Origin of the sequence: Streptomyces sp. NPDC051567 (assembly GCF_044454165.1) — a bacterium.
Lineage (GTDB): Bacteria > Actinomycetota > Actinomycetes > Streptomycetales > Streptomycetaceae > Streptomyces.
Window position 1 is genome coordinate 86825 of record NZ_JBITDK010000012.1, and the last position, 26494, is coordinate 113318.

The 26494-nt window shown below is 72.3% G+C and carries 25 protein-coding genes, 1 tRNA gene and 1 pseudogene; 16 read left to right on the forward strand and 11 right to left on the reverse strand.

Features of this window, described 5'->3' with window-relative positions; translation table 11 throughout:
* The first annotated feature begins 58 nt into the window (after positions 1–58).
* Positions 59–1138 (forward strand): ATP-dependent DNA ligase, encoded by a 1080-nt coding sequence (locus tag ACIA5F_RS16010; RefSeq protein ID WP_399353211.1) that lies wholly within the window; start codon positions 59–61, stop codon positions 1136–1138.
* Here the strand turns inward: ACIA5F_RS16010 and ACIA5F_RS16015 are convergent.
* Positions 1090–2193 (reverse strand): NAD(P)/FAD-dependent oxidoreductase, encoded by a 1104-nt coding sequence (locus ACIA5F_RS16015; protein ID WP_399353213.1) that lies wholly within the window; start codon positions 2191–2193, stop codon positions 1090–1092. The genes ACIA5F_RS16010 and ACIA5F_RS16015 overlap by 49 nt on opposite strands.
* 65 nt (positions 2194–2258) lie before the next feature.
* Between ACIA5F_RS16015 and ACIA5F_RS16020 the strand changes: the two genes are divergently transcribed.
* Both ACIA5F_RS16020 and ACIA5F_RS16025 read left to right on the forward strand, forming a co-directional pair.
* On the forward strand, positions 2259–2891 hold the full coding sequence (locus ACIA5F_RS16020; protein ID WP_399353215.1) for a cupin domain-containing protein: 633 nt from the start codon (positions 2259–2261) through the stop codon (positions 2889–2891).
* 103 nt (positions 2892–2994) lie between these two features.
* Positions 2995–3504: an NUDIX domain-containing protein gene (locus ACIA5F_RS16025; RefSeq protein ID WP_399353217.1), complete on the forward strand. Its 510-nt coding sequence runs from the start codon at positions 2995–2997 to the stop codon at positions 3502–3504.
* A gap of 90 nt (positions 3505–3594) precedes the next feature.
* On the opposite strand, the gene ACIA5F_RS16030 is transcribed toward ACIA5F_RS16025, so the two are convergent.
* From ACIA5F_RS16030 to ACIA5F_RS16045, 4 genes are all read right to left on the reverse strand, one after another.
* Complete coding sequence (locus ACIA5F_RS16030; protein WP_399353219.1) at positions 3595–4263, reverse strand: GPP34 family phosphoprotein; 669 nt, start codon at positions 4261–4263, stop codon at positions 3595–3597.
* Between the two features lie 109 nt (positions 4264–4372).
* A complete protein-coding gene (locus tag ACIA5F_RS16035) occupies positions 4373–6433 on the reverse strand; it encodes an MDR family MFS transporter (RefSeq protein ID WP_399353221.1) in 2061 nt (686 codons plus the stop codon).
* A gap of 72 nt (positions 6434–6505) precedes the next feature.
* Complete coding sequence (locus ACIA5F_RS16040; RefSeq protein WP_399353223.1) at positions 6506–7861, reverse strand: 6-phospho-beta-glucosidase; 1356 nt, start codon at positions 7859–7861, stop codon at positions 6506–6508.
* Positions 7862–7937: 76 nt separating this feature from the next.
* Entirely contained in the window at positions 7938–8924 is a 987-nt protein-coding gene (locus tag ACIA5F_RS16045) for a helix-turn-helix domain-containing protein (protein WP_399353225.1), read from the reverse strand.
* 219 nt (positions 8925–9143) lie between these two features.
* Here ACIA5F_RS16045 and ACIA5F_RS16050 point away from each other — a divergent pair, with 219 nt between their 5' ends.
* The 3 genes from ACIA5F_RS16050 (at position 9144) to ACIA5F_RS16060 (ending at position 11621) form a co-directional block, all read left to right on the forward strand.
* Positions 9144–9812 carry a helix-turn-helix domain-containing protein gene (locus ACIA5F_RS16050; RefSeq protein WP_399353227.1) on the forward strand — a complete coding sequence of 223 codons (669 nt, stop codon included), beginning with the start codon at positions 9144–9146 and terminating at the stop codon, positions 9810–9812.
* 64 nt (positions 9813–9876) lie between these two features.
* Positions 9877–10434 (forward strand): toxin-antitoxin system, toxin component, encoded by a 558-nt coding sequence (locus ACIA5F_RS16055; RefSeq protein WP_399353228.1) that lies wholly within the window; start codon positions 9877–9879, stop codon positions 10432–10434.
* Complete coding sequence (locus tag ACIA5F_RS16060; RefSeq protein ID WP_399353230.1) at positions 10431–11621, forward strand: MAB_1171c family putative transporter; 1191 nt, start codon at positions 10431–10433, stop codon at positions 11619–11621. The genes ACIA5F_RS16055 and ACIA5F_RS16060 overlap by 4 nt, the downstream gene beginning before the upstream one ends.
* A 66-nt stretch (positions 11622–11687) precedes the next feature.
* On the opposite strand, the gene ACIA5F_RS16065 is transcribed toward ACIA5F_RS16060, so the two are convergent.
* Both ACIA5F_RS16065 and ACIA5F_RS16070 read right to left on the reverse strand, forming a co-directional pair.
* Entirely contained in the window at positions 11688–12464 is a 777-nt protein-coding gene (locus ACIA5F_RS16065) for a hypothetical protein (protein WP_399353232.1), read from the reverse strand.
* 123 nt (positions 12465–12587) lie between these two features.
* Complete coding sequence (locus ACIA5F_RS16070) at positions 12588–13121, reverse strand: hypothetical protein (RefSeq protein WP_399353234.1); 534 nt, start codon at positions 13119–13121, stop codon at positions 12588–12590.
* 460 nt (positions 13122–13581) lie between these two features.
* Between ACIA5F_RS16070 and ACIA5F_RS16075 the strand changes: the two genes are divergently transcribed.
* Entirely contained in the window at positions 13582–15096 is a 1515-nt protein-coding gene (locus ACIA5F_RS16075) for a YfcC family protein (RefSeq protein WP_399353236.1), read from the forward strand.
* Positions 15097–15228: 132 nt separating this feature from the next.
* Here ACIA5F_RS16075 and metG read toward each other — a convergent pair whose 3' ends face one another.
* Complete coding sequence (metG, locus tag ACIA5F_RS16080; RefSeq protein WP_399353238.1) at positions 15229–16947, reverse strand: methionine--tRNA ligase; 1719 nt, start codon at positions 16945–16947, stop codon at positions 15229–15231.
* A gap of 503 nt (positions 16948–17450) precedes the next feature.
* Here metG and ACIA5F_RS16085 point away from each other — a divergent pair.
* The 8 genes and pseudogenes from ACIA5F_RS16085 (at position 17451) to ACIA5F_RS16120 (ending at position 23600) form a co-directional block, all read left to right on the forward strand.
* A complete protein-coding gene (locus ACIA5F_RS16085; protein WP_399353240.1) occupies positions 17451–17972 on the forward strand; it encodes an RNA polymerase sigma factor in 522 nt (173 codons plus the stop codon).
* Between the two features lie 956 nt (positions 17973–18928).
* Positions 18929–19648 (forward strand): annotated as a pseudogene (locus tag ACIA5F_RS16090) (IclR family transcriptional regulator C-terminal domain-containing protein); the annotation flags it as partial.
* 681 nt (positions 19649–20329) lie between these two features.
* On the forward strand, positions 20330–20596 hold the full coding sequence (locus ACIA5F_RS16095) for a hypothetical protein (RefSeq protein ID WP_399353242.1): 267 nt from the start codon (positions 20330–20332) through the stop codon (positions 20594–20596).
* On the forward strand, positions 20577–21089 hold the full coding sequence (locus ACIA5F_RS16100) for a DUF6879 family protein (RefSeq protein ID WP_399353244.1): 513 nt from the start codon (positions 20577–20579) through the stop codon (positions 21087–21089). The genes ACIA5F_RS16095 and ACIA5F_RS16100 overlap by 20 nt, the downstream gene beginning before the upstream one ends.
* 12 nt (positions 21090–21101) lie before the next feature.
* Positions 21102–21947: a helix-turn-helix domain-containing protein gene (locus ACIA5F_RS16105; protein ID WP_399353246.1), complete on the forward strand. Its 846-nt coding sequence runs from the start codon at positions 21102–21104 to the stop codon at positions 21945–21947.
* Positions 21948–22767: 820 nt separating this feature from the next.
* Complete coding sequence (locus ACIA5F_RS16110; RefSeq protein ID WP_399353248.1) at positions 22768–22980, forward strand: DUF397 domain-containing protein; 213 nt, start codon at positions 22768–22770, stop codon at positions 22978–22980.
* 9 nt (positions 22981–22989) lie between these two features.
* Positions 22990–23172 carry a hypothetical protein gene (locus ACIA5F_RS16115; protein ID WP_399353250.1) on the forward strand — a complete coding sequence of 61 codons (183 nt, stop codon included), beginning with the start codon at positions 22990–22992 and terminating at the stop codon, positions 23170–23172.
* A gap of 113 nt (positions 23173–23285) precedes the next feature.
* Entirely contained in the window at positions 23286–23600 is a 315-nt protein-coding gene (locus ACIA5F_RS16120; RefSeq protein ID WP_399353252.1) for a hypothetical protein, read from the forward strand.
* 86 nt (positions 23601–23686) lie between these two features.
* Here ACIA5F_RS16120 and ACIA5F_RS16125 read toward each other — a convergent pair.
* Positions 23687–23774, reverse strand: a tRNA-Leu gene (locus ACIA5F_RS16125).
* 204 nt (positions 23775–23978) lie between these two features.
* Entirely contained in the window at positions 23979–24920 is a 942-nt protein-coding gene (locus ACIA5F_RS16130; RefSeq protein WP_399353254.1) for a beta-ketoacyl-ACP synthase III, read from the reverse strand.
* Positions 24921–25144: 224 nt separating this feature from the next.
* Here ACIA5F_RS16130 and fdhD point away from each other — a divergent pair, with 224 nt between their 5' ends.
* Positions 25145–26023, forward strand: coding sequence for a formate dehydrogenase accessory sulfurtransferase FdhD (fdhD, locus tag ACIA5F_RS16135; RefSeq protein WP_399353256.1), 879 nt, complete (start codon positions 25145–25147; stop codon positions 26021–26023).
* Positions 26024–26057: 34 nt separating this feature from the next.
* On the opposite strand, the gene ACIA5F_RS16140 is transcribed toward fdhD, so the two are convergent.
* A complete protein-coding gene (locus tag ACIA5F_RS16140) occupies positions 26058–26492 on the reverse strand; it encodes a (2Fe-2S) ferredoxin domain-containing protein (protein WP_399353258.1) in 435 nt (144 codons plus the stop codon).
* Positions 26493–26494 lie beyond the last annotated feature (2 nt).

Below are 26494 nucleotides of genomic sequence, written 5' to 3' on the forward strand. Positions count from 1 at the left end.
GGCCCGGCCGGGCGCGCACACCGGGCGGGGCCGGACGTACCGCCGCAGAATCTCAGACATGGATCTGCCGGTGATGCCCCCCGTGAAACCGATGCTCGCCAAGGCCGTCACGGCTATTCCGCCGGGCATGCAGTACGAGGCCAAGTGGGACGGCTTCCGGGCCGTCGTGCACCGCGACGGTGACGAGGTCGAGATCGGCAGCCGCACCGGCAAGACGCTGACCCGGTACTTCCCCGAGCTGGTGACGGCCTTCAAGGCGAGCCTGCCGGGCCGTTGCGTCGTGGACGGGGAGATCGTGATCGTCCACGACGGGCGGCTCGACTTCGACCGGCTGACCGAGCGCATCCACCCCGCGCGCTCCCGCGTCGCCCTGCTGGCCGGGGCGACGCCCGCCAGCTTCGTCGCCTTCGATCTGCTCGCACTCGGTGACGAGGCACTCCTCGACGCCCCGCTCACCACTCGCCGTACCGCGCTCGTCCAAGCCCTCTCCACCGCCCGGCCCCCCGTCCATCTCGCACCCGCGACCACCGACCCCGCTCTCGCGCGGGAGTGGTTCGAGCGATTCGAGGGCGCCGGGCTCGACGGGGTGATCGCCAAGCCTCTCGATCTCCCCTACCGGCCCGATGCCCGTCTCATGTTCAAGATCAAGCACGAGCGTACGGCCGATGTCGTCGTCGCGGGTTTCCGTTTCCACAAGAGCGGTCCGATTGTCGGATCGCTGCTCCTCGGCCTGTACGACGGCCACGGAACGCTCCAGCACGTCGGTGTCTGCGCCGCCTTCCCCATGAAGCGCCGCGCCGAACTGGTCGTCGAGCTCGAACCGCTCCGCATGCCCGACCCCGGCTCCCATCCCTGGGCCGCCTGGGCCGAGGAGTCCGCCCACGAGAGCGCCCGGCTGCCCGGCGCGCAGAGCCGCTGGACCGGCAAGAAGGACCTGTCCTGGGTCCCGTTGCGCCCCGAACGGGTCTGCGAGGTCAGGTACGACCACATGGAGGGCGACCGTTTCCGGCACACCGCACAGTTCCGCCGCTGGCGCCCCGACCGGACGCCGGAGAGCTGTACGTACGCCCAGCTGGAGGAGGTCGTCCGCTACGACCTCGCCGAGGTCCTCGGCCCGGCCCCCGCCCCACCCCGCTGACCCGCCCCACCCCGCTGATCCTCACCGCGCCGCGCCGCCCGGTGGGCCTCCACCGCCCGGCGGATCTCCTCCGCGACCAGGTCGGCGTGGAGGGCGACGGCCGCGCGCACCCCCTGGGCCGCCGCTCCGGCCACCTTCTCCATCGGGGCCGTCACATTGCCCGCCACCCACACCCCCGGAAGGGCGGTGGCCCCGGTCGCCGGGTCCGACTCCACGCAGTCACCGATCACCCGGCCGTCGCGCTCCAGTACGGTCGTCGGCAGGCCCAGGCCGCTCAGCACGCCCGAGCGGGCGGTGAACCGTGGCGCCACCACGAGCGCCCGGCACGGCACGGTGGCCCCGTCGGCCAGGGTCACCCCGGTCAGCCGGTCCTCGGCCACCACGAGGCCGGTCACCTCGCCCTCGGCCACCACGACGCCCCGGGCGGCCAGTGACTCCCGGTCCTCCCCGGTGAGCCGCCAGGTGTGGGACAGCAGGGTCACCCGGTCGCTCCACTGGCGCCACAGCTGCGCCTGGTGGACCGCGAGGGGGCCGTCCGCCAGCACCGCGAGCGGCTGGTCCCCGACCTCCCAGCCGTGGCAGTACGGGCAGTGCAGCACGTCCCGTCCCCAGCGCTCGCCGAGGCCCGGGACCCCGGGGAGTTCGTCCAGCAGACCGGTGGCGACCAGCAGCCGCCGCGCCCGGACCGTCGAGCCGTCCGCGCAGCGGACCAGGAAACCCCCTTCGGGCAGCCGGTCGGCGGCGACCACCGTGCCCGTGCGGAGCCGCCCGCCGTAGCCGGCCACCTCCGCCCGGCCCTCGGCCAGCAGGTCCGCCGGGCTCCTCCCGTCATGGCCGAGGTATCCGTGCATCCGTGCGGCGGGGGCGTTGCGCGGGTGGCCCGAGTCGAGCACCAGTACCGACCGGCGGGCCCGCACCAGCGTCAGCGCCCCCGCCAGTCCGGCGGCCCCGCCTCCCACGACCAGCACGTCGCACGCGAACGGGTCCGTCACCGCCCCGCCCCTGCGGGCCTTCGCCGTGTCCAGGGGGCTCACACCGGTCATCATGTCGTCCATGCCCCGAGGGTGCGCCGGAACCCCACCGCTTGACAAATGCTCTTGCCGAAGCGGCAAATAGATCCATGGACACCGAGAAACGGGACGAAGAGCTGACGGACGTACTCGACGCCGTGGGGCCACGGCTGCGCGCGCTGCGTCTCCAGCGCGGCGCCACGCTGGCCCAGCTCGGCGAGGCCACCGGAATCTCGGTCTCCACCCTCTCCCGGCTGGAGTCCGGGCACCGGCGCCCGACCCTGGAGCTGCTGCTGCCGCTGGCCAAGGCGCACCGGGTGGCGCTCGACGAGCTGGTCGGCGCCCCCGAGACCGGTGACCCCCGGGTCCGCCCGCGCCCCTTCGTCCGCAACGGCTCCACCTACGTGCCGCTGACCCGCAACTTCGGCGGCGTCCACGCGTTCAAACAGATCCTGCCGCCCCTCGACGGCCCACCGCCCGAGCCCGAACTCCGTGTCCACGAAGGGTACGAGTGGCTGTACGTGCTCTCCGGGCGGCTCCGGCTGCTGCTGGGCGAACACGATCTCGTCCTGACCGCGGGTGAGGCAGCCGAGTTCGACACCCACGTCCCGCACGCCTTCTTCAACGCGGGCCCGCAGCCGACGGAGTTCCTCAGCCTCTTCGGCCCTCAGGGCGAACGCATCCACGTCCGCGCCCGCCCCGGCGTCGGCAGCACCGGCAGCACCGGCCCTGCCGGCCTCTGACCCCTACACGCCCACGCGCCGCCACAGAGCCGTACCGCCACGAGAACGCCCCCGCGCGAGCAGCGGAACCGACGAGAGCAACGGGAAGCAGAGGACCGACCCCATGACCATCCCTCACGAACCCCTCGAACGCCCCCAGCCGCCCGAACGCCCCGAGCGGGCCGTCCCCCGGCCCAACGCGGTCGTCGGCGTCGGCCTGGTCGTGGTCGGCGCGGACGGCCGGGTACTGCTCGGCCAGGCCCACGACGGCCGCTGGGAGCTGCCCGGTGGGAAGGTCGATCCCGGGGAGGGCTTCGAGCAGGCCGCCGCGCGGGAACTCGCCGAGGAGACCGCCCTGCGGGCGGACGCCGAGGGTGTCCGCGTCCTCTCCGTCCAGATCGACGCGCGGTCCGGCACCACCCGGCTGACGGCAGCCGCCGTGACCACGACCGCGCAGGGCACCCCCACCGTCACCGAGCCGCACAAGATCGCCCGCTGGGAGTGGTTCGCCCCGTCCGAGATCCCCGAGGCCCTCTACGCCCCGTCCGCCGCCGTGCTCCGCGTGTGGCGCCCCGAGCTGACCACCCTGCCGCACGTCCCCTCGTACGACTACCCGACCCCCGGCCGCGCCTAGTGCTGTGGCGGCTGGGCGCCCGGCGCCCGGCCGCTCCCAGGGGTGGGTGCTGCCCCGGCGGCCACGGGGCAGCGCCCGGAGCGCCGGCGCCTATCCGGCGGCAGCGGCGGCGGCCGTCATGACCGTGACCGCCGCCATGGCCGCCTGCATGTCGCGGATGGCGGCGCGGACGCTGTCGGCCGCCCACTGCCCGGTGGCTATCTCGGCCATCCGCGGGGCGGTCTGCCTGCGCGGCAGGTCGGGGAAGGCCAGCCGGTGCAGGCCGGCCGAGTGGATCAGGGCGATGAGGCCGGCCGTGCGCTCGTCCGGCTCGGCCCCCTCGATCACGACGGACCTGAGCCGGGCCCGCAGCGCCTCCTCCACCGAGCCGTCGGCCGCCGGGTAGCGGCGGCGCAGCGGGAACAGGCCGAGGACCCGGTGCTCCGTCTCCAGGACCACGCCGCGCCCGCGCAGACCCTCCAGGGCGGCGGCGACGGCCTTGGTGTGGTCCTTCGTCAGCCAGTCCGTCACCCGGCGGTTGCTGCGCCCCCGCAGCCACGTCCCGATCAGCCCGGTCCGGCTGTCGAGCAGTGGTTCCCCGGTGGGCGAGGTGTCCACGAGAGCGAAGTACTTGCCCGTCACGGACACCCGCCCCGCCAGGACCAGTTCGAGCAGGATGCCGCCCGCCACGGCCCATCCCGCGGCCTGCCGCTGCTTCGCCGACCCGGACTCGTCGTCCAGGGACAGCAGCATGATCTCCTCTGCGAGTGTGATCCCCATGAGCGGTACCCCCGTCGTTCTCCACGTGCCTCAACCCGTGTGACGAGCGGGGGCCGTCGAAGGTTCCACCGGAGGCCACATCGGCCGGTCGGCGCCGGCGCCCCCTCGCTCATCCCCGCGCCCCCGCCCTCGGCGCGAAGTCCCCCTCGGCCAGGTCCTCCGCCAGCAGCCGCTTGGCGATCGCGTCCGCCGCCGCCCGCAGTTCGGCGCTCCCCGGCCGTCCCCGGTCCTGCTCCAGCCGGTCGCCGAGCCACTGCCCCCAGGCCCGCGAGATCACCGCGGCCTCCCGCTCCCCCGCCGGGGTGAGCGAGAAGTACGTGCCCTCCCGGGTCAGGTACCCCTCGTCCGTCATCCGGTCGAAGACCGGCAGCAGGACCTCCGGCGGCACCGAGCGCCGGTTCGCGACCGTCCCCAGGGTGGCGTGGCCGACCGTCCGGGTCAACAGTTCCACCTGCATCACCGCCCAGGCGCCCGCCATGTCCAGCCGGGTGTCGGACCCGGCCACGATCTCCCGCGCCGTACCCGGACCCATGCCCCGGACGAGTTTGCCGACCGCCAGTTCCAGCAGCTTCGCGGAGCCGCCGGAGGAGGTGACCGGCGAGGAGAAGCCGTCGCCCATGTCCGCCGACCCGGCCCGTGCGCTGTCGTGGAGTTCGACCTGCTTGAGGAAGAGCGCGACGACGAACCCGAGCAGCGCCACCGGCACGGTCCACAGGAACACCGTGTGCACCGTGTGCGCGTACGCGTCGATGATCGGGGCGGCGGCGGCCGGGCCGAGCCCGTGCACCCCCTCCGGGCTCTGCGCGGCCACGCCCAGCCGCACCGGATCGGCCCCGGTCGTCCGGGCCGCCTCGGCGACCCCCTTCGCCAGCGCGGGCTTGAGCGTGTTCGCGTAGATCGTCCCGAAGACCGCGGTCCCGAAGGCGCTGCCGAGCGTCCGGAAGAAGGTGACGCCGGAGGTGGCGGTGCCCAGGTCGGCGTAGGCCACGGTGTTCTGCACGGCGATCGTCAGCACCTGCATGGAGAGGCCGACCCCGGTGCCGAAGACGAACATGTAGAGCGATTCCAGCCGGACGCCGCTCTGCGGCCCCATCAGGGACATCAGGTACAGGCCCGCGGCCATCACCAGGCAGCCCACGATGGGGAAGATCCGGTACTGCCCGGTCCTGCTCGTGACGTTGCCGCTGAAGACGGAGGCGATCAGCAGGCCGAAGACCAGCGGCAGGGTCCGTACGCCCGACATCGTGGCCGAATCTCCGTCCACGTACTGCAAGTACGACGGCAGGAACGTCATCGCGCCCAGCATCGCGAAGCCGACGACGAAGCTGAGCACCGAACAGACCGCGAAGACGTGGTTGCGGAAGAGCCGCATCGGCAGCATCGGTTCCGCCGCACGCGTCTCCACCCGGCAGAACAGGGCCAGGGCCACCGCGCCGCCCGCGAAGAGCCCGATGATCGTCCAGGAGCCCCACGCGTACTGGTTGCCGCCCCAGCTGGTGGCCAGGATCAGGGCGCTGGTGCCCGCCGCGACGAGCGCGATGCCCAGGTAGTCGATCACCGTGCGGCCGGCCGTACGGACCGACGGGATGGTCCGGGCGGCGGCCAGGACCACCAGGATCGCGATCGGGACGTTCACGTAGAAGGCCCAGCGCCAGCTCAGGTGGTCGGTGAAGAGGCCGCCCAGCAGGGGGCCGATCACCGTGGCGACGCCGAAGACTCCGCCGATCGCGCCCTGGTACTTGCCGCGTTCGCGCAGCGGCACCACATCGGCGATCAGCGCCATCGCGGTGACCATCAGGCCTCCGGCGCCGATGCCCTGGACGCCCCGCCACAGGATGAGCAGGGTCATGTTGCCGGCGAGACCGCAGAAGAACGAGCCGGTGATGAAGACGATCGCGGAGAGCTGGAAGATCAGCTTCCGGCCGAAGAGGTCGCCGAACTTGCCCACCAGCACCGTCGCCACGGTCTCCGCGAGCAGGTACGAGGTCACCACCCACGACATGTGCGCCGCGCCGCCGAGATCCGCCACGATCGTGGGCAGGGCGGTGCCCACGATCGTCTGGTCGAGCGCGGCCAGCAGCACCCCGAGCATGATCGTGCCGAAGACGATGTTGCGCCGTCTGCGGTCGAGCACGGGTGGCGCCGCGGCTGCGGCGGGGGCGGTGGTCACATCTCGCACTCTCACAGCGCCCCCGCCGCTCCGCCTGCGGCACGGGGCCGTACGGGTGAACCCGGTGCGGCGTCAGCGCAGGTAGGACAGGCCCGGGTGGACGGCCGTGTACCCGTCCAGCAGCTTGCGGGCCACCCCCACCGAGTCCACCAGGGGGTGCAGGGCGAACGCCTTCACCGCGGCGGTCCGCGAACCGCTCGCCGCGGCCTCCAGGACCTCCCGCTCGACGGCCTTGACCGCCGTCACCAGCCCCACCGCGTGGAGCGGCAGCGGGGAGACCCCCACCGGGTGGGCGCCGTTGGCGTCGACCAGGCAGGGCACCTCGATCACGGCCTCGGCGTCCAGGACCGCGAGGGTGCCCCCGTTGCGGACGTTGAGGATCAGCGTGGCCCGTTCGTCCCGGGCGATGGCGCGCATCAGGGCGAGGGCGACCTTCTCGTAGCCGCCGGACTCCAGGTCGCTCTCGTCGCGCGCGCCCACCCCGGCCGCCTCGCGGTTCTCGGCCATGTACGTCGCCTCGCGCTCGGCCCGGGTCCGGTCCCAGGCGGCCAGCGCCGCCCCGGCGGGCTGCCCGGCGCGGCCGGCCTCGGCGTAGAAGCCGTGCTGCTGGTCGCGCAGGAAGGCGCCGCGGGTCTGCCCGGCCTCCTGGTAGGCCCGTACGGTGTCACGGTTGAAGTAGTAGTAGTGCAGGTACTCGTTGGGGATCGCGCCCAGCGAGCGCAGCCACTCGGCGCCGAAGAGCCGTCCCTCCTCGAAGGACTCCAGCGCCTCGGTGTCGGCCAGCAGCCGGGGCAGTTCGTCACGTCCGCCGACGCGCAGCCCGCGCACCCAGCCCAGGTGGTTCAGGCCCACGTAGTCGACCCACGCCTCCTGCGGGCGGGCCCCCAGGAGCCGGGCGACGCGCCGGCCGAGCCCCACGGGCGAGTCGCAGATGCCGATCACCCGCCCGCCGAGCTCCTCGGCCATCGCCTCGGTGACCAGCCCGGCCGGGTTGGTGAAGTTGATGACCCACGCCTCGGGGGCGATCCGGGCGATCCGGCGCGCGATCTCCCGCGCCACCGGAACGGTCCGCAGTCCGTACGCGATCCCGCCCGCGCCGACCGTCTCCTGGCCGAGGACCCCCTCGGCCAGGGCGACCCGCTCGTCCGCCGCGCGCCCCTCCAGGCCGCCGACGCGGATGGCGGAGAAGACGAAGTCGGCCCCGCGCAGGGCCTCGTCGAGGTCGCCGGTGACGGTGACGGACGGGGCGTCCGCGGCGCCGGAGGCGGCGGCCTGGTCGGCGAGGACACGGGCCATGGCACCGAGCCTGCCGGGGTCCTCGTCGTACAGCGTCACCTGGGAGACACGGCCTTCGGCATGGTCGCCGAGGAGCGCTCCGTACACGAGCGGGACCCGGAAACCGCCCCCGCCGAGGATCGTCAGCCGCACGTCCTTACCGCCCTTCGCCGGTGTCCGGCGGCGCACCGCCGGACACGATCGAGGGCACCAGTCTCCCCCGGCCGGATCACTCCCCCGGTGTCGGGACGGCCCGCAGCCGGGGTCCCTGCGGGTGCGCGGCGGCGCCGGCCGGGACCGGGCCCGCCGGGATGCCCTGCGGCGTCGCGAGGATCAGGGTGATCCGGGTCAGTCCCATCGCGCCGAGCATCCGGCTGGATTCGGCCACCATCCGGCAGCGCACCACGCCCCGGAGCGGGTCGGGGTGGCGGACGGTGCGGACCGCGCCGTCCTGTTCGGCGGCCTCGGCGCCGTGCGTGCTCAGCCAGTGCGGCACCCCGTACCGGTAGGCCGCCTCCATGAACGGGTCACGGGCCACCTCCTGGCGGATGCTGCGCAGCCCCTCGTCCTCCGGGGCTCCGGCCAGCGCGGTCGCGAACTGGGCCAGCAGCGGGACGCACCAGCCCGGTTCGTGGTCCTCCAGCACGCCCGCCGCGTCGGGGTGGAAGAGGACGAAGCGCAGGAAGTTGTCGTCCGGCAGGGCCGTGGGGTGCGGTCGCACCGTCCGGAAGAGCTGGTCGAAGGCGGAGTTGGTGAGCGCGACGTCCCAGCGGTGGTCCACCAGGAAGCTCGGGTAGGGCACGGCCTCCATGAGGGCCGCGTAGTCGCACAGGTAGTCGCGCTGGGCGGGGTCCTCGGGCAGCCGGTTCTCCTCGGCGGCCCGCCAGGTGGGCGGGGGGTCGCGGTCGACCATGACCCGGAAGAGCCAGAAGCACTGCCGCTCGCTCATCTCCAGGGCCTCGGCCAGAGCGAGCAGTTTGCGGTCCGTCCACTCCTTGACCAGGCCGCGTTCCCAGTTTCCGTACGCACGCACACTGATGCGCAGGCGTGCGGCGAGGTCCTCCTGACTCAGTCCGAGTTCCTCGCGACGCTGGCGCAAAATCTCCTTGCGCCGTTCCGACCGCACGGCGCCGCGTGCGGACTCCTCGCCCGCCAGGCGCTCCTCACCGGCTCGGGCGAGGCCACCGAACGGGCTCACCGCTGCGAGATGTGGCACCGAGAGCTCCCCCTCCTCACGGTCTGGATCTTCATTTCCGTGTGGCGATCCTGCTACCGACTTCATTCGAGTGTCAACTATTGTGGCAATTCCGGCCTCGTGGCAGCTCATTCGCGCCACAGCTGTGGCACGTTCTGGCCCTTCCGGGGCCGAGCGGCTAGATTCCAGGGGCCGACCATGTGCCCCGTACCGACCTCGTGCGATCTAGGAGAACCACTGGTGACAGACGGCTTCCCGGCTCCCGTCGCGGTGGCCAACGCACCCCTGGCAGACACCGTCACGCGCGTCGCCGAGCTCGCGGGCAAGATGGGCCGCGACCTGAACCAGGTCTTCGACCTGCGACGCCTCTCGGAGGCTTCCGGTGTGCCCACGGACGTGGTCAGGACGCTGCTGGACGGCCGGTCCGCGGGCGAGCCCGACCTCCAGACGCGTTTCCTCCAGCGCCTCGACCTGCTCCGGCGGACCCGGGTCAAGACCAACGGCCGCCGCTACACGCAGCAGGAGATCGCGGACGGCGCCGGCATGTCCCGGCAGCAGGCCGGTGCGCTGATCAACGGCGACCGCCGCCCCACCATGGAGCACTGTGACGCGATCCAGCGGTTCTTCGGGGTGCACGCGGGCTTCCTCACCGCCCACGACGCGGACGCCCTCACCGACGCCCTCCAGCGGACCGAGCAGCAACTGCTCCAGGACTTCGCGGGCCGCGCGCGCGAGAGCGCCCCGGCCCCGGCCGCCCCGGCGGGCGATCCACTGGCGCGGCTCCTCCAGAACCACGGCGTACGGGGCATCGCCTGGCGCGCCGCCCAACTGCCCAGCGACAAGCACCGGGACAAGGTGACCGAATGGCTGGACATGCTCCTCGAAAGCGTCAAACCCAACGAATCCTGATCCAGTCGGAAGTCTGGGTCCGATCCTGAAAGTCCTGATCCGGTCCGCGCCGACGGGGAGAACGGTGAGCATAGGCAGAGAGCAGCGGCGGTTGTGCGGCGAGCTGGTGGCCGGCATCCGGCTGACCGCCCCCGTGGAACCCCTGGACCTCTACGCCGCCCTCTGCGAGGGCATGAGCAGGCACCGCGGCCGTCCGGTGGAGTTCCGGATGGCCTCGTTCCCCCCGGGGACGGCCAGCGGTCTCTGGCTCGACATGGCGGACCGCGATCTGGTGGTCATCGAGGAACGCACCGCACCCGGCCACCAACTGGTGATCCTGGGTCACGAACTGTGGCACATGAAGGCCGGGCACTGCGGCCACCACGTCGACGGCGCCGCCGTCGCCGCCCGGCTGCTGTCCGACGAGGCCGACATCGGCGAGACGGTCCGCCGCGTCGCCGCGCGCACCCGCGCCGACGTCCGGGAGGAGACCGAGGCCGAGACCTTCGGCCTGCTGCTGGGCAGCCGGTGCCGGAGCTGGCTGGCCGGATCGGCGAGCCACCGCGCCCCGGCCCAGCGCGACCAGCTGGCGGGCCGCATCGAGGCTTCGCTCGGCTACCGGGGGCACAGGAACGACCGTTGAACGGCAAGGACTACTACATACCGGCGGCGGCGATGGCGATCGCCCTCGCCTTCAAGCTGCCCGCGCTCCGGTACAGCTGGCGCGATCCGCTGCTGCGCTCGGTCTGCGCCCTGCTGACCCTGGCCGGAGCGGTCTTCACCTTCGCCGCCCCGCCCACCATCGAGGCGGTCAACCGCTGGACCGGCATCACCAACGTCTCGGCGCCCCTGGTGTACTGCCTGATCACCGCGTTCAGCGCCTCCTGCCTGGTGCTGATCGTCAACTGGCGGGGCGGCCCGCCCGAGCGGACCCGGCGCACCTCACGGCGGTGGATACTCGGCTACTCGGCCGTGATCGTCCTGCTGGTCGTGCTGTTCCTCCTCGGCGAGACCCCCGTCGAGCGGCTGCGCGACTTCGACACCTACTACGCGAACACCCCGTACATCGGGCCGATGATCGCCACCTACCTGCTGGCGCACCACGTGGCCGCGGTCGTGATGGTGGCCATGTGCTGGCGCTGGTCCCTCCAGGTGCGCGGCTGGCTGCGGGCCGGGCTGATGATCATCGTCTGCGGCTACCTCTTCAACCTCAGCTACGACGCCGCCAAGATGTCCGCCGTCGTCGCCCGCTGGACCGGCCACGACCTGGACCACCTGAGCACCTTCGTCGCCCCGCCGCTGGCCTCCGTGGGCGCGCTGATCAGCGCGATCGGCTTCGTGCTCCCGCTGGTCTACCAGCGACTGTCGGACAACTGGGAGATCTGGACGACGTACCGGCGGCTCGGCACGCTCTGGCAGGAGGTGCAGATCTCCGCGCCCGAGGGCACCCCCTGCGTACGGATGTCCTGGTGGTCCGCCGCCGAGCTCCGGGTGATCCAGCGCGAGTCGGACATCCACGACGGTTTCCTGCACCTGGGACCGTACTTCGACAAGGACCGCCGGGACGGCGCCTACGCCCACGCCCGCGCGGACGGCGCCGACGAGGAGACCGCCCGCGCGGTCGCCGACGCGGCCATGGTCGCCGCCGCCGTGCGGGCCCGTACGGCGGACCCCGAGGGCAAGGTCATCGGGGCCGTCGAGGAGAGCTTCCTCGACACCCCGGACGGGCCGCGGGACCTGCTGCGGATCTCCCACGCCCTGCGCCACTCGCCGGTGGTGGAGGCGGTCCGGCGGCAGACGGCGGCCTCGGGGGGCGGACGGCCGGTCTGAGCCCCGGGCCGGTGCGCGGACCGCCGCCCGGCCGGAACACCGCCGGCCCCGGCCGCCCCCGGCCAGTCAGCCGCCGAGGGCCAGGTCCAGGGCCGGGAAGAGGTTCTGGAAGGCCCCGGCCGAGTCGGTGCCGTCCCGGCCGTAGGGCGCGTCGAAGCTCCACACCATGAACAGCAGGAAGACGATCAGCGCGCTGAACAGCCCGGCCAGCAGCAGCTCCCGCCCGGAGCGGCGGATCTGCAGGGTGAAGATCAGCCCGACCGTGACCACCCCGCCCACCAGCAGCCCGAACCACACCACGTCCGGCAGGGTGGACTCGTCGCTCTGGGTCCGCGAGTGCCGCGCGTCGTCGGCGGTGGCGATGTGGTCCAGCAGCGGCTGGTACGCGTGTGCCTGGAGTTCGTCGGCCGGGCTCTGGTGGGTGACGTCGCGGCGCAGCGCGCCGAGCAGCCGCGCCCCCTCGGCCGAGGCGGGCCGGCCCGAGGTGAGCAGCGGCCAGTCGACGGCGACGGTGTGGGAGACGTACGCGGCGACCTCGCCGCGAATCCGGTCGCGGACCGGGGCCGGGTAGACGTCGGCGCGCTGGGTGACCTCGTACAGCGACTGGGCCTCGCGGCGCACACTGTCCTCGGCGGCGCTCCGCGCCTCCCAGACGCCCGCGATGGCCAGGCCCAGCACGATCGCGTAGACCACGCCGACCATCATCGTCATGTACTCGATGACGTCGGGGGTTTCGCTGGTGTCCTCGTCGGCGGCGACCCGGCGGTGCCGGATCGCGGTCATGGTGAGGACGACGGCGCAGACGAGCGCCATGGCGATGGCCAGAACCAGCCATTCGGACACGTGAGTTCTCCCGTGGTGGATCGACGAAGGAAGGAAGGGGGTGAAGGAAGGTGAAGGAACGGGTGAAAGACACAAAGGGGGACGGAAGGCCCGTGAGGCGGCCGGATCAGGGACGCGAGCGGGTCAGCCGCGGCTCCTGGAACGCGGACGCAGCGCGACGGCGGCGAGGACGGCCGGGGTGGTGACGACGACCACGGACATCACCGTGGAGATCCCTTCCGGGCCGCGCCGCCCCAGGGCCGACGAGCGGTACGCACGCACGCGCAAGGCGGGCCGGGACGCCGCGGCCGGGGCCTGCGCCCGGCCGGGAGCAGTCGCTCCGCCCGGCCGGGGTCCGGTCCCGCGCCCTGACCGGGGCGCGGGCCCCGGCGGCTCCGCCTCCCCGGCCCCGGCCTGCGCGGAAGGCACCGGCGCCTCCGGCGGGACGGGGGCTCCGGACGGCGCGGGGGCGCGCCCGGGGTGGCGCACGGTCGGCCCCCCGGGCACGGCCACCCGTACCGGGGGCTGCGCGGAGGGGAGCGCCACGGGCGGACGCGGGGGCCCGGCGGGCACGCACACGTCGATCCGGACCCCGTCCCCGGCGACCGCCACATGGCCGTGCAGCGGGCAGAGCACCGCCACCAGGCCGGCTCCGGCGAAGTACTGCCAAGCGGTCACCGCACGTCCTTTCCGGTTCCGCGCCGGTACGGGGCCGGCGAAGGGGTACGGCTGAAGAAACGATCCCGGCGCGGCTACGACACGCGGGGAACACATCAAGATCGCCGACGGGACGTCCCGTAGGGCCCTCCCCACGGACGACCCACCCCGCGCGGCGGGTGTGACAGCAGGGCGTGACGGGTGTGACAGCAGGGCGTGACGGGTGTGACAGCAGGGTCGAATGAGACATACGCCCCCCCCTTGACGCTCCCCTGGCACCCCCTGGCATCCCCACGTTTCCCGCCTCACCCCGACGGCCCACTCCGCCACGGCACCCGCTCCCGCGCCGCCCCATGATCGGAGGAACGCCCCCGGGCCCGGCCCGGCCTGACCCCGGCCCGGCCGGGCCCGGCCCCGCCCGGAACGCGCGAGGGGCGCACCGGGGGCACCCGGGGGACGTACGGACGAGGGACGGTGGCGGGTGGAAGCGGACGGCGGCCCGAAGGCCCCGGCGGCGAGGACGTTCGCCTTCCCCAGCGCGCTGACCGTCCTGGCCCTCGTCACGGTCGCCGTCTGGCTGCTGGCCTTCCTGATCCCGGCCGGCACCTACGACCGCGCCGCCGACGGGGCCCCGATCTCCGGCACCTACCACCGGGTCGAGACCACCCAGAGCCTCACCGACCGCCTGAACGACCTCTTCCTCTCCCCCGTCAACGGCCTCTACGGCATCCAGGACGTCCGGACCCGCCAGGTCGGTCCCAGCCTGACCGGCGCCCTCTACGGCAGCGCGGGCGTCTTCCTCTTCGTCCTCGCCATCGGCTCGTTCATCACGGTCGTCTTCGCCACCGGCGCCCTCGACCGCGGCATCGCCCGCCTGGCCCACCGGCTGCGCGACCGCGGCGCGCTGCTGATCGCCGCCGTGATGCTGGTGTTCTCGGTGCTCGGCACGGTGGAGGGCTTCGCGGAGGAGACGCTCGGCTTCTACGGCCTGCTGGTGCCGATGATGCTGGCCCTCGGGTACGACCGGCTCGTCGCGGTGGGCGCCGCGATCCTGGGCGCGGGCGTCGGGGTGCTGTGCTCCACCGTGAACCCCTTCGCGACCGGGGTGGCCTCCTCGGCCGCCGGCGTCTCGCTGGGCGACGGCATCGCGCTGCGCGCCGTGATGTGGGTGGTCCTGACGGCCGTCACGATCCTCTACGTGGTCCGGTACGCCCGGCGCGTCCAGAAGGACCCGGCCCGGTCCCTGTGCGGCTTCCTGCCCGGCGACCGCGAGCAGCGGGCCGCGGCGCACACGGCGGAGGAACCGGAGCTGACCGGGCTGCACCGGACGGTGCTGGTCCTGCTCGTCCTGGTCTTCGCCTTCATGATCTTCTCGGTGGTGCCCTGGGCCGGCGCGCTCACCGGCTCGGCGGAAGCGGCCCCGTACCCCTGGGAGCTGGGCTGGTCCTTCCCGCAGCTCTCGGCGCTCTTCCTGTGCGCGGCGGTGCTGGTGGGCCTGGTGGCGCGGATGGGAGAGGCGAAGCTCAGCGCCACCCTCGTCCGGGGAGTCGCCGACTTCGCCTCACCGGCGCTGGTCATCATGCTGGCCCGGGGCGTCACGGTCATCATGAACAACTCCCAGATCACCGATACCGTCCTGAACTCCGTCGAGGGCGTGGTGGCGGGCACCACGGCCGGGGTCTTCGCGGTGATCGTCTTCCTGGTCGACCTGCCGCTCGCCTTCCTGATCCCCTCCACCTCGGGCCACGCCACCCTCGCCATGCCGGTGCTCGCCCCGCTCGCCGACTTCGCGGGCGTCTCCCGCGCGCTGGTGGTCACCGCCTGGCAGGCGGCGAGCGGCTGGATGAACCTCTGGGTGCCCACCACCGCCGTCACCATCGGCGGTGTCGCCCTCGCCAAGGTCGGCTACGACCGGTACCTGCGCTTCGTCTGGCCGCTGCTGGCGATCCTGGCGGTGCTGATCTGCGCCTTCCTGGTGCTCGGCGCCACGGTGTGACCACCGGCCGCGGCCCCGGCGCGTACCCCACCCGCACGGGGTACGGGTGGCACGCACGCCCGAGGGGCGCGACCCCCGCGGGTCGCGCCCCTCGTCCGTCAGGCCCGTCGGGCCGTCATGCCCGTACGGGTGTCAGCCCGCCTCGGAAACGCCGCCGAAGCGCTCCCGGTAGGACTCCAGGTCCTCTTCGGTGATCTTCGCGAAGAGGACCGGCGGCACGGTGAACGGCGTTCCCGCCGGCACCGCGTCGAGCGCCCTGGCCTGCTCCGGGGTCACCCACGCCGCCGTGTCGTCGGCGAGCGCGAACGCGGAGCGCATGGCGCGCGCCGAGGCCGGGATGAAGGGCTCGGAGACCACCGAGTAGAGGTGGATGAGGTTCATCGCGGTGCGCAGGGTGAGCGCCGCGCCCTCCGGGTCGGTCTTGATCTCCAGCCAGGGGGCCTTCTCCTCCAGGTACGAGTTCCCGGCCGACCACAGGGCGCGCAGCGCGGCGGCGGCCTTGCGGTACTGGAGGGCCTCCATGTGGCCTTCGTACTCGGCGAGGAGTTCGGCGATCTGCTCGCCGAGCCGCGTCTCGGCCTCGCCCGCGGCGTTGCCCGCCGGGACGTCGTCGCCGAAGCGCTTGCGGGAGAAGGACAGGACGCGGTTGACGAAGTTGCCGAGGGTGTCGGCGAGGTCCTTGTTGACCGTGGCGGTGAAGTGCTCCCACGTGAAGGACGAGTCGTCGGACTCGGGCGCGTTGGCGATGAGGAAGTAACGCCAGTAGTCGGCCGGGAGGATCTCCAGCGCCTGGTCGGTGAAGACGCCGCGCTTCTGCGAGGTGGAGAACTTGCCGCCGTAGTAGGTCAGCCAGTTGAACGCCTTGACGTAGTCGACCATCTTCCACGGCTCGCGGGTGCCCAGCTCGGTCGCGGGGAACATCACGGTGTGGAAGGGGACGTTGTCCTTGGCCATGAACTGGGTGTAGCGGACGTCCTCGGCCTCGTACCACCAGGACTTCCAGTCGCGGGCCGAGGGGTCGAGGTCCGACCACTCCTTCGTCGCGCCGATGTACTCGACCGGGGCGTCGAACCAGACGTAGAAGACCTTGCCCTCGGCGGCCAGTCCGGGCCAGGTGTCGGCCGGGACCGGGACGCCCCAGTCGAGGTCGCGGGTGATGGCGCGGTCGTGCAGGCCCTCGGTCAGCCACTTGCGGGCGATGGAGGAGGCGAGCTGCGGCCACTCCTCCTCGTGGCGCGCCACCCAGGTCTCGACCTCGCCCTGGAGCGTGGACTGGAGGAGGAAGAGGTGGGTGGTCTCGCGGACCTCCAGCTCGGTGGAGCCGGAGATGGCCGAGCGGGGCTCGATCAGGTCCGTGGGGTCCAGGACGCGGGTGCAGTTCTCGCACTGGTCGCCGCGGGCCTTGTCGTAACCGCAGTGCGGGCAGGTGCCCTCGACGTAGCGGTCCGGCAGGAAGCGGCCGTCGACCGGCGAGTAGACCTGCCGGATCGCGCGCTCCTCGATGAAGCCGTTCTCCTGGAGCTTGCGCGCGAAGTGCTGGGTGATCTCGACGTTCTGCCCGGAGGAGCTGCGGCCGAAGTAGTCGAAGGACAGCTCGAAGCCGTCGTAGACCGCCTTCTGGGCGTCGTGGGCCTGCGCGCAGAAGGCGTCGACCGAGAGGCCGGCCGCCTTCGCGGCGAGTTCGGCGGGGGTGCCGTGCTCGTCGGTGGCGCAGATGTAGAGGACGTCGTGGCCGCGCTGGCGGAGGTACCGGGAGTACACGTCCGCCGGAAGCATCGACCCGACCATGTTGCCCAGGTGCTTGATCCCGTTGATGTAGGGAAGCGCGCTGGTGATCAGGTGTCGAGCCATCCTCGGATGCTCCATTTCATATGTGCGGGTACAACGTGACGTGACAGATGGTGATGCGGTTCATCGTATCCAACCGCCGAAAAGCCACGTGCCGCATTTTCGCAGGGTGGACGGAACGCAAAAAGCGAGGGCAGTGACCTCTCCGTCACGGCCCTCGCGATGGGCCCATGCTACAGCCGGGTGACGGCGCCCCCGACCGTCCCGACCAGCGGTCGGGGGCGGGCCGCCGGGACCACCGGTCCGCACCGGACCGGACCGGGACGGGCCCGTTCGCGCATACGTAACCGCCGGGGCTCAGCATGATCAGCATCAGTCACGACCTGATCACGACCCGATCACCATCGGCCGTAATATTTCCAGCTTTCTTCTCTGCGCCCCCTGAGTGCGCCCGCGCTGGTTTGCTGGCACCGCACACGGGACGGGGTGGAACAGTGAACGATGGCGGACCGGAGGAGTCCGGTGGGGCCGTGGGACTACCGAGCCGGTACCGGCGGCCGACGCCCATGAGCCAGTGGAACTCGACGGCGCGCCTGTCCTACTGGGCCTTCCACACCAACCGGCGGCCCGTGTACATGCGCTTCGCCTATCTCCAGCTGGGCACCGACGCCGCCGCCGAGGAGGCGGTGCACGCCACCTTCGACTCGATCATGGGCGAGTGGCTCCGGATGCTCCACATGGACCGCCTGGACGCCTACGCCTGGGCCGTCCTCAAGCAGCGCATCGCCGACCGGCTGTGCCTGCGCGGCACCTCCCCCGTCCCGATGGACACCAGCGCCTTCGAGGCCGCCCTCAAGGAGGTCCACGCCGACCGGTACGCGGTACTCACCGACACCATCCGCTTCTACGCGGCGGTCTCCCGGCTCCCCGAGCGCCAGCGCGACACCGTCACCCTGCGGTACGGGCTCCAGTGCAGCCCCGGCGAGGCCGCCGCCGTGATGGGCGTCGACGAGGCGACGGTCCGCTCCCACCTCGGCCAGGCGCAGCGGCGGCTCGCCCGCCTGCTCGACACGTCCGCCGAATCATGAGGCGGCGCGAGGACCGGGACCACAAGGGCCGCGAGGACCACGAAGACCGTGAGGACCGCGAACACCTCCAGAATCACCAGCACCACGAGGACCGCCAGAACCGCCAGAACCATCAGGAGCCCGGACACCCGGGCCGTCCGGAGCACCGGGGGGAACCCCAGGGCCCGGACCACGGGGAACGCGGGCACCACGGCCAGGAGAACGGCCGGACCCGGCGCCCGCTGGCCGACTTCCTGGCCCGTGCGGGGGTCCGCGACCGGTACCCGCACTACGACCTCGGCGCCGCCGAGGCCCGGCTGCTGCGCGCGCCCCGGCTGCCCGCCGCCCGGACCCGCTCCCGGCGGCACTCCACCGGCTGGAGCGACCCCACGCGGGAGCGCCCGCTCGACACCGAACGGGCCCGGCTCGACCTCAGGGCCGCCTGTCTGGCGGCCGTGTGCGCGCCGAAGGCCGAGACGCACCTCGACTCCTTCCTCGACAGCGGCCACATCGACCTCGCCGGCGCCCTCGTCTTCGGCTGCCTGCTCCACCTCGCGGGGCTGCGCGAGGGCGCCCGGTTCTGGTGGCAGTTCGCCGCCGGTTCCGGGAGCGCCCGGACCGCGCCGGCCGCGTACTGCCTCTTCCTCGACCACTCCCGGCGCGGCGAGCACCACGACGCCCGGGTCTGGGCGCGCGAGCTGGGCCACCGCGGCTTCCGGCCGGGCGGTCGCCGGGAACTGCGCGAGGTACGGCTGTGCGCGCAGGCGGCCGTCCTGCGCTACGTGGACCAGCTCGACGACCCCGATCTGGGCCAGGTGCCGTTACCCCGCCCGGGGCTGCCCGGGGTGCTGGCCGTGTTCCTGCCACCGCCCCCGGCTCCGGCCGCCGTGTCCCGCCTGGGCCCGGGACCCCTGCGCCACCCCGCGCTGACGGCGGCGGCCCGCCGTCGCGGCGCCCCGGCGGGCACGGGCGAGGCCCTGGCCCAGGCCCGGCGCGCGCTGGCCGTCGTCCAGGTCCTCGAACGGCACCCGCTGGGCGTACGGACCGGCCAGCTCGGACGGGAGGCGGGCCTGGCCGAGGCGGAACTCCGGCCGCTGCTCGCGATGTTGTGCGAGGAGGGGTACGCGTACCGTCCGGGCACCGGGGTGTACGGGCGCGGGCCCGCCCTCGACCGGCTCGGCGCTCCCGGTGGCGGGGGCCTGGCGGGTCAGCTCCAGCGCACCCTGGCCCTGGCCCGGGACAGCGCGGGCGCCGCCGTGTACCTCAGCCGGTACGCCGACGGCGAGGTCCGCATCACCCAGACGGCCGACGGGCCCGGCACCCCGCCCGTGCGGGAGTGGGTGGACTTCCGCGCGGCGGCGCACGCCAGCGCGGTCGGCAAGTGCCTGCTGACCCAGCTCGACCACGAGGGCCGCGCCGACCACGTGGCCCGGCACCGGCCCGCCCGGTTCACCCCACGGACCATCACCGACCGGCGGGCCCTGTTCACCGCCCTGGACGCGGTGGCCCCGGGAGCCCCCGTCTTCGACCTGCGCGAGTACGCGCCGGGGGTCGTCTGCTCGGCCGTGCCGATCACGACCGGCGAAGCCGCCGGAAGCCTCGCGCTCTCCCTGCCCGTGGCCCAGGCCCACCGGCTGCGTTCCGCCACCGACACCCTGCGCCGCAAGGCCGTCCCGGTCCTCCTCGCCCTGCTCCTGACGGGCGCGATCCCCCCGGACACCGGGGAGACCGAAGCCGGGCAGGTCCCACGTCACCCCGGACTCCCTGAGCCGGCCGACACCCCGGCCCGGCCCGCGAGGGCCCCCGTCACCCCGGAGACCCTGCGCCACCTGCGCAGCCTCTTCCCCCACCCGCTCACCCGTACCACGTCCCCGGCGGGCGGACCCCACCTGGTCAGCGACACCACCTCGGCGGCGGCCTACCTCTTCGAAGCCCCCCCGGACACCACCCGCCCCGGCCTGGCCCTCCCCCACACCTTCACCCACATCACCCCGGGCACCCTGACCACCCCGGACGGCCTGGTCGTCCTCCACCCCTGACCCCGGGGGCCCGGCCCCACCAACAGCCCGGAAACGCAGAAGAACCCCACCGGAGTGGGGTTCCTGCTGGTGTCCGAGGGGGGACTTGAACTCTCCACTCGGGCACCAGCTTCTGACGTTGCTGACCTGCGGAAACGTGTCTCACAGGGCCAGTTTCAACGGTTCGAACGGGGCACGCGTACCCCCTGTTTCGGCCCGTTTCTGACCGCTGCGAGTCCCGCACGGGTCACGTGGCCAACCCCAGTTCGTGCCAGTCTCCGCAGGCACCCTTGACGCCGTGCGTCGAGGGGATGAGGCTCCCTGCAAGCGAGTGCAACCACATCGACACAGGGAGCAGCCATGGCGTACAAGTTCCTCGGGATCATCCCCGACACCGGCAAGGACGACTCGCCGACGATGTGGCTTCACGAGGAGACGGGAGACCTCCTGATCCAGTCGTACAAGGCGACCAAGGAAGAAGTGAAGGAGTGCCAGGAAGTCGGCTCCGTACCGGGACACTCAACGGACGTGCCGGATCACGAGACGATCATCCGGCTTCCCGCAGCCATGCTGAAGTACATCCCGCGACAGGACGGAGACGCCGCAGATGCAGCCCCCAGCACGTGAACCGCTGTCCCGCGCTCAGCGGTCCGCCGTTCATCTGGAGGTGCGCGACCACTACCAGAGCGAGGACCCGGACTTCCTTGCCTGGTGGGAGGGCCACCGGTTCCACGTAGACAACCGGGAGACCTGGTGGGAGGGCTGGCACGACGCCGTACACAGTGCCGTGGCTCGGGGTGTGGCTGTGCGCCGCGCCCGCGTCGTATCCGAACCGCTGTCGGAATACGTTCGTTTCGAGTACGACTACGCCGTGACGAACCTCGCTGCGGGCGAGCAAGTTCGTTGGCTCCCCCGGCGCCGAGCCAAGGACCTGGCCATTCCCGCAGTGGATTTCTGGGTGTTCGACGAGGAGTCGGTTCTCTTCCACTACTTCAGTGGGGACGGCCGGCTCATGGAGCGCGAGTACGTCAAGGATGGCGTGCTGGCTAAGTGGTGCGTAGATTCCTTCGAGGCGATCTGGGATCGTGCCACGCCACACGAGGAGTACAAGCCGGTCTGACCGGCCCGCACCATGGCCATTTCAGGATCATCGAGCGTCCAGGCGGCCCGGAAGGTCCTTGCCGATCGCCTTCGGGAGATCTGCGCGGACGCCGGGTTGGACGGCAAAACGCTCGCACGTGCGTGCGGCTGGCATCCGTCCAAGGTGTCGCGGATCTCGACTGCGAAAACGTCGCCGTCGGCCGACGACATCCGGGCGTGGTGCCAGGCGTGCGGCGAGGAAGACCAGACGGACGACCTCATCGCTTCACTGCGTGCCGTCGAGGGAGTGTGGATCGAGTGGCGCCGTGCGGAGCGCGCCGGCCTGCGACGGTCCCAGGAAGAACGTCTTCCGCTGTACGAACGCACCCGTCGGTTTCGTTCCTACTCGTCATGGGCCATCCCGGGTCTCATTCAGACCCACGGGTACACGGAGGACGTACTCCGGACCATCCAGAGGCAGCGGGCGATGGACGATGTAGCTGATGCGGTAGCGGCCCGCATGGAGCGTCAGCGCGTGCTGTACGAGGGGAACCGTCGCTTTGCCTTCCTGATCGAGGAGTCGGTTCTCCGGAACACGCTCAGCACGGCGCAGACGCAGCGGACGCAACTAGAGCACTTGCTCACGGTGAGTCGCCTGCCGAACGTCAGCCTGGGTGTGATCGCCGTGTCCCAGAGCCGCCCCCGACTACCCGTCGAGAACTTCTGGATCTACGACGCGTCACAGGTCAACGTCGAGTTGGTATCTGGCTACCTCACGATCACGCAGCCCAGCGAGATCGCTGCCTACGCCGACATGTTCGCGGGGATGGCCGAAATGGCGGTCTACGGGCCGAAAGCCCGCACGCTGATCACAGAGGCCGTGAACGCTCTCAGGTGACTGCCTTGCAATCACGTGCAATCACATAGCCGTTGCTCGTTCCTCACTTCTACGGTCGTTCCATCGACCTCGGAAGCGATCGGGAGGGCGCGGCGTGATGAAGACGGAACCGAATCGGTGGCATGAGGAGCCGGTGGTACTGCCGATGCGGGTGGAACGGGCTCAGCCTCGTCCGGTGCCGGGTTGCCCCGAGTGTGCGCGGCTGGGCCGGCTTCGGAAGGCGGCGAGGCTGGAGGGCGACGGTACGACGGTGGCCGACTGCAACATCCTGCTGCGGATGCACGGGACCGGGCACTGATGGACATGCGGACGTGGAGAGATGCGAGGGCTCAGGCCACGGACGCGGCGGAGTCCATACGCGCGACGCTCGCCGCCTGGGTCTCCCCGAGTCGGTCTGGTGCGGTGTCCGGCCCGCGGTGACGCACAACGGGCATGCGTACGTGCACCTGGGCATGATCCGCGCTGACACGGTCGAGCAGATCGCAGAGGCTCTGCGAGTGCCTTCGGCTCCCTGAGCCGATCACAGAATCCTGTCACCGCCGCCCTCCCGGCGGGAGGCGGGTAGTCCCCCGATCGACAAGCCGTTGAGCAGGGACAGGACGTGTCTCGTCCGGGCTGACGTGCCCAGGCTCCGGCCCGGGTCCGCCCCTTGACCGGGGTGCTGCCCTGGGCAGTGAGGGCAACCGCTTCGGACCTGGGGAAACCGAAGCACCCCAGCCCCCACCCCGATCACTGAGCAACAGGAAGGGCTGGTGGTCGGGGTGGGTTGCACGACGGCACGGGGACCGATTCCCCGTTCGGCACGTCGGAAGGGACAGCCATGATGACCGCAGTGACCGAGTTCGCGTTCCGCACGTCGAGCGCGTGCCAGTACAACAAGAAGGACCCCCGGTGTGTGGAGGTCGCGACCAACGTCCCCGGCAAGGTCGCGGTACGCAGCACCGTGACGGGCCGGACGGTCGAGTTCACGGCCGAGGAGTGGACCGACTTCCTGGGCGGTGCCAAGCTGGGAGAGTTCGACGTGGTCGCGTAAGGAGTTGTCATGGAACAGTGCCCCCGGTGCGGTGGCAGCGTGGAGAACGACCCGGAGCACACCGGGGTGATGCGCTGCATGTCGTGCTGGGAAGTGGTGGCACTGCCCGCTGAACGGCCCTGTCCCGGTCACCGCCCGGTTCTCATCGCGGCGTTGCGGACGCTCGCACAGTTCCGGGACCTCCGCCGCTGACCAAGCAGACGAACGCCCCTGCCGATTCGGCAGGGGCGTTCTTTGGATCGTTCGAACGTTCAGAGCGAGGCACGGAACGGATTGACGTCGCGACGTGGACGGATCACGATCTCGTGTCCGCCCGGGACGGCTTCAAGCTGTACCGGGGCGAGGCGGGTGGCCCGCAGGACCCGGAGAAGGTCTCGGCACGGTGGCGCACCCTGCGTACCCGGTTGAAGCTCCCCGAGAAGTTCCGGATGCACGACTGGAGGCACAGCAAGGTCACGAACGATCTGGAGGCCGGGGAGAACCCCGTAGAGGTCTCCGCGAACGTCCGGCACCACTCGCCGGGCTGCACCATGGCCCGGTACGGGCACTCACGTAAAGACGGAGCGCGCCGACTGGCCGCCTCCGGAGCAGGCCGACTCGGCCTGTCATCCCTGGTCTGAACCGGGAGTCTCTGGGCCGTTGGTCACGTGGTGGGTCACGTAGCCCCTAGAAATGCAGAAAACCCCTGATCAACAGGGGTTTTTACTGGTGTCCGAGGGGGGACTTGAACCCCCACGCCCGATAAAGGGCACTAGCACCTCAAGCTAGCGCGTCTGCCATTCCGCCACCCGGACCAGGTGATCGGCCCCGGTTTCCCGCGGCGACATGGACAACAATAGCAAAGGATCGGCGGGGTTCCGACCACGTATTGCGGTCCGGGGCGGCGCGCCACGCCGGGCTGACCTGCGCGCATGCGCGGAAGGCGGTACGGGCGGGCCGCCCGCCGCCGTCCCGGCGGGCGGCCGGGACGGTGCCCGCCGGGACGGACGCGCGGGGTGTCACGGGCAGTGGATGACCTGGCCCGCGTAGGAGAGGTTGCCGCCGAAGCCGAAGAGGAGGACGGGGGCGCCGGACGGGATCTCGCCGCGCTCGACCAGCTTGGACAGGGCCATCGGGATGCTGGCCGCCGAGGTGTTGCCGGAGTCGACGACATCGCGGGCGACGACGGCGTTGACGGCGCCGATCTTCTGGGCGAGCGGCTCGATGATCCGCAGGTTGGCCTGGTGGAGGACGACGGCGGCCAGTTCCTCGGGGGTGACCCCGGCCTTCTCGCAGACCTTGCGGGCGAGCGCGGGCAGCCGGCTGGTGGTCCAGCGGTAGACGGTCTGGCCCTCCTGGGCGAAGACCGGCGGGGAGCCCTCGATGCGGACCGCGTGGCCCATCTCCGGGACCGAGCCCCACAGCACCGGCCCGATGCCGGGCTCCTGGCACGCCTCGACCACGGCCGCGCCCGCGCCGTCGCCGGTGAGGACGCAGGTGGTGCGGTCGGTCCAGTCGGTGATCTCGGTCATCTTGTCGGCGCCGATGACCAGGGCCCGGGTGGCGGAGCCGGCCCGGATGGCGTGGTCGGCGGTGGCCAGGGCGTGGGTGAAGCCCGAGCAGACGACGTTGAGGTCCATCACGGCCGGGCCGGAGCCCATGCCCAGCTTGGCGGCGACGCGGGCGGCCATGTTGGGCGAGCGGTCGATGGCGGTGGAGGTCGCGACGAGGACGAGGTCGATGTCGTCCGGGGTCAGGCCCGCGCTCGCCAGGGCCTTGCCGGCGGCCTGGAAGGCCAGCTCGTCCACCGGCTCCTCGGGGCCCGCGATCCGGCGGGTCCTGATGCCGACCCGGGAGCGAATCCATTCGTCGTTGGTGTCGACCATGGCCGCGAGGTCCTCGTTGGTGAGCACTTTCGCGGGCTGGTAGTGCCCTAGCGCCACCACGCGTGAACCGGTCATGGGCGGGGTCCCCCCTCGTACGACAGCAGGATCACCCAGCTTCGCCTGCTACTGGCGGGTACGGGGGCGCGTGACCCGACAGGATTCGGGCACCGGAATTTGGAGATTCCCGAGGATCTGCCAGCCGGGGGCGGCGGCGGAAGCGGAACCGGGAGAATGAGGCCGCCAGATACCGACTCGACGAGGAGTCACCGAATGAACACAGAACAGGTGGGCTGATCGCCATGGGGCGGGTCACCGAGCGCCGTCGTGTCGTCCGTATCCGGAACGGGGTGGCCGGGGTCCGACCGGACACGCTGGTGGCCGAGGAGCCGCTGGAGATCCGGCTGAACGGGAAGCCGCTGGCCGTCACGATGCGCACGCCGGGCGACGATTTCGCGCTGGCGGTCGGGTTCCTGGTGAGCGAGGGGGTGCTCGGCTCCGCCGGGGAGGTGCGGGCCGTCACCTACTGCGAGGGGGCGGTCCCGGCCGTGACCGGGGGCGGCTCGAACATGTACAACGTCGTCGACGTGCGGCTGGCGGCCGGGGTCCCCGTTCCGGACATCACGCTGGAGCGGAACGTCTACACCACCTCCTCGTGCGGCCTGTGCGGCAAGGCCAGCCTGGACGCGGTGCGTACGGCGACCCGGTTCCCGGGGGCCTGCGCCGCCGGGACGGTACGGATTCCCGCGCCGCTGCTGGGCGAGCTGCCGGACCGGCTGCGCACGGCCCAGAAGGTCTTCGACCGGACGGGCGGACTGCACGCGGCGGGGCTGTTCTCGGCGGCGGGCGAGCTGCTCGACGTACGGGAGGACGTGGGGCGGCACAACGCCGTCGACAAGATCGTCGGGCGGGCGTTCCGGGCCGGGCTGCTGCCGTTGACGGACGCGGTCCTGCTGGTGTCGGGGCGGGCCTCCTTCGAGCTGGCGCAGAAGGCCGTGATGGCGGGCGTCCCGGTGCTCGCGGCGGTCTCGGCCCCGTCCTCGCTGGCGGTGGACCTGGCGCTGGAGACGGGGCTGACGCTGGTGGGGTTCCTGCGCGGCGGGGACATGAACATCTACGCGGGCGAGGAGCGGATCGTCGTCCCGGCGCCGTCGTCCGGCCCCCTGGGTCCCCTCGTCTGAGCCCCCCGGGCCCTCCAGCCCGGGCATCTACGGCTCAGGGCCCGCCCCGGCGGCGGGTCCGGCGGGACGGGGGCTGCCCGGCCGGGGCCGGGGGGTCGATGCGGTGGAGGTCCAGGGTGGGCGGGAGCGGGGTGACGCCGGGGCCGCCGGACCCGGCCCAGGCGATGATCCCGTCGGTCGCGGTGTCGTCCAGGGCCCGGCCGAACCAGGCCGCGCGGGCGCCACGGCGGCGGGCCTCGGTGGTGGGCTGGACCACGATGACGTTGGCCTGCGCGCACGGGCCGAGGCAGTCGCTGGTACGGACGGCCAGGCGGCCCCCGGAGGCGGCGGCGGCCTCGCGCAGCCGGGCGAGCTGGCCGGCGTGGTCGGAGCCGGGGTTCTTGCGGGGGTCGCCGCAGCAGCAGCCCCGGCAGACGACCAGGGTGCAGGGGCGTGCGGCGTGGGCGGCGGTCGGACGTATCCAGGTCACCG

Coding starts and splice junctions, on each gene's coding strand:
- ACIA5F_RS16010 (WP_399353211.1), top strand. CDS start 59: ATGGATCTGCCGGTGATGCCCCCCGTGAAACCGATGCTCGCCAAGGCC.
- ACIA5F_RS16015 (WP_399353213.1), bottom strand. CDS start 2,193: ATGGACGACATGATGACCGGTGTGAGCCCCCTGGACACGGCGAAGGCC.
- ACIA5F_RS16020 (WP_399353215.1), top strand. CDS start 2,259: ATGGACACCGAGAAACGGGACGAAGAGCTGACGGACGTACTCGACGCC.
- ACIA5F_RS16025 (WP_399353217.1), top strand. CDS start 2,995: ATGACCATCCCTCACGAACCCCTCGAACGCCCCCAGCCGCCCGAACGC.
- ACIA5F_RS16030 (WP_399353219.1), bottom strand. CDS start 4,263: ATGGGGATCACACTCGCAGAGGAGATCATGCTGCTGTCCCTGGACGAC.
- metG (WP_399353238.1), bottom strand. CDS start 16,947: ATGGCTCGACACCTGATCACCAGCGCGCTTCCCTACATCAACGGGATC.
- ACIA5F_RS16085 (WP_399353240.1), top strand. CDS start 17,451: ATGAGCCAGTGGAACTCGACGGCGCGCCTGTCCTACTGGGCCTTCCAC.
- ACIA5F_RS16095 (WP_399353242.1), top strand. CDS start 20,330: ATGGCGTACAAGTTCCTCGGGATCATCCCCGACACCGGCAAGGACGAC.
- ACIA5F_RS16100 (WP_399353244.1), top strand. CDS start 20,577: ATGCAGCCCCCAGCACGTGAACCGCTGTCCCGCGCTCAGCGGTCCGCC.
- ACIA5F_RS16105 (WP_399353246.1), top strand. CDS start 21,102: ATGGCCATTTCAGGATCATCGAGCGTCCAGGCGGCCCGGAAGGTCCTT.
- ACIA5F_RS16110 (WP_399353248.1), top strand. CDS start 22,768: ATGATGACCGCAGTGACCGAGTTCGCGTTCCGCACGTCGAGCGCGTGC.
- ACIA5F_RS16115 (WP_399353250.1), top strand. CDS start 22,990: ATGGAACAGTGCCCCCGGTGCGGTGGCAGCGTGGAGAACGACCCGGAG.
- ACIA5F_RS16130 (WP_399353254.1), bottom strand. CDS start 24,920: ATGACCGGTTCACGCGTGGTGGCGCTAGGGCACTACCAGCCCGCGAAA.
- fdhD (WP_399353256.1), top strand. CDS start 25,145: ATGGGGCGGGTCACCGAGCGCCGTCGTGTCGTCCGTATCCGGAACGGG.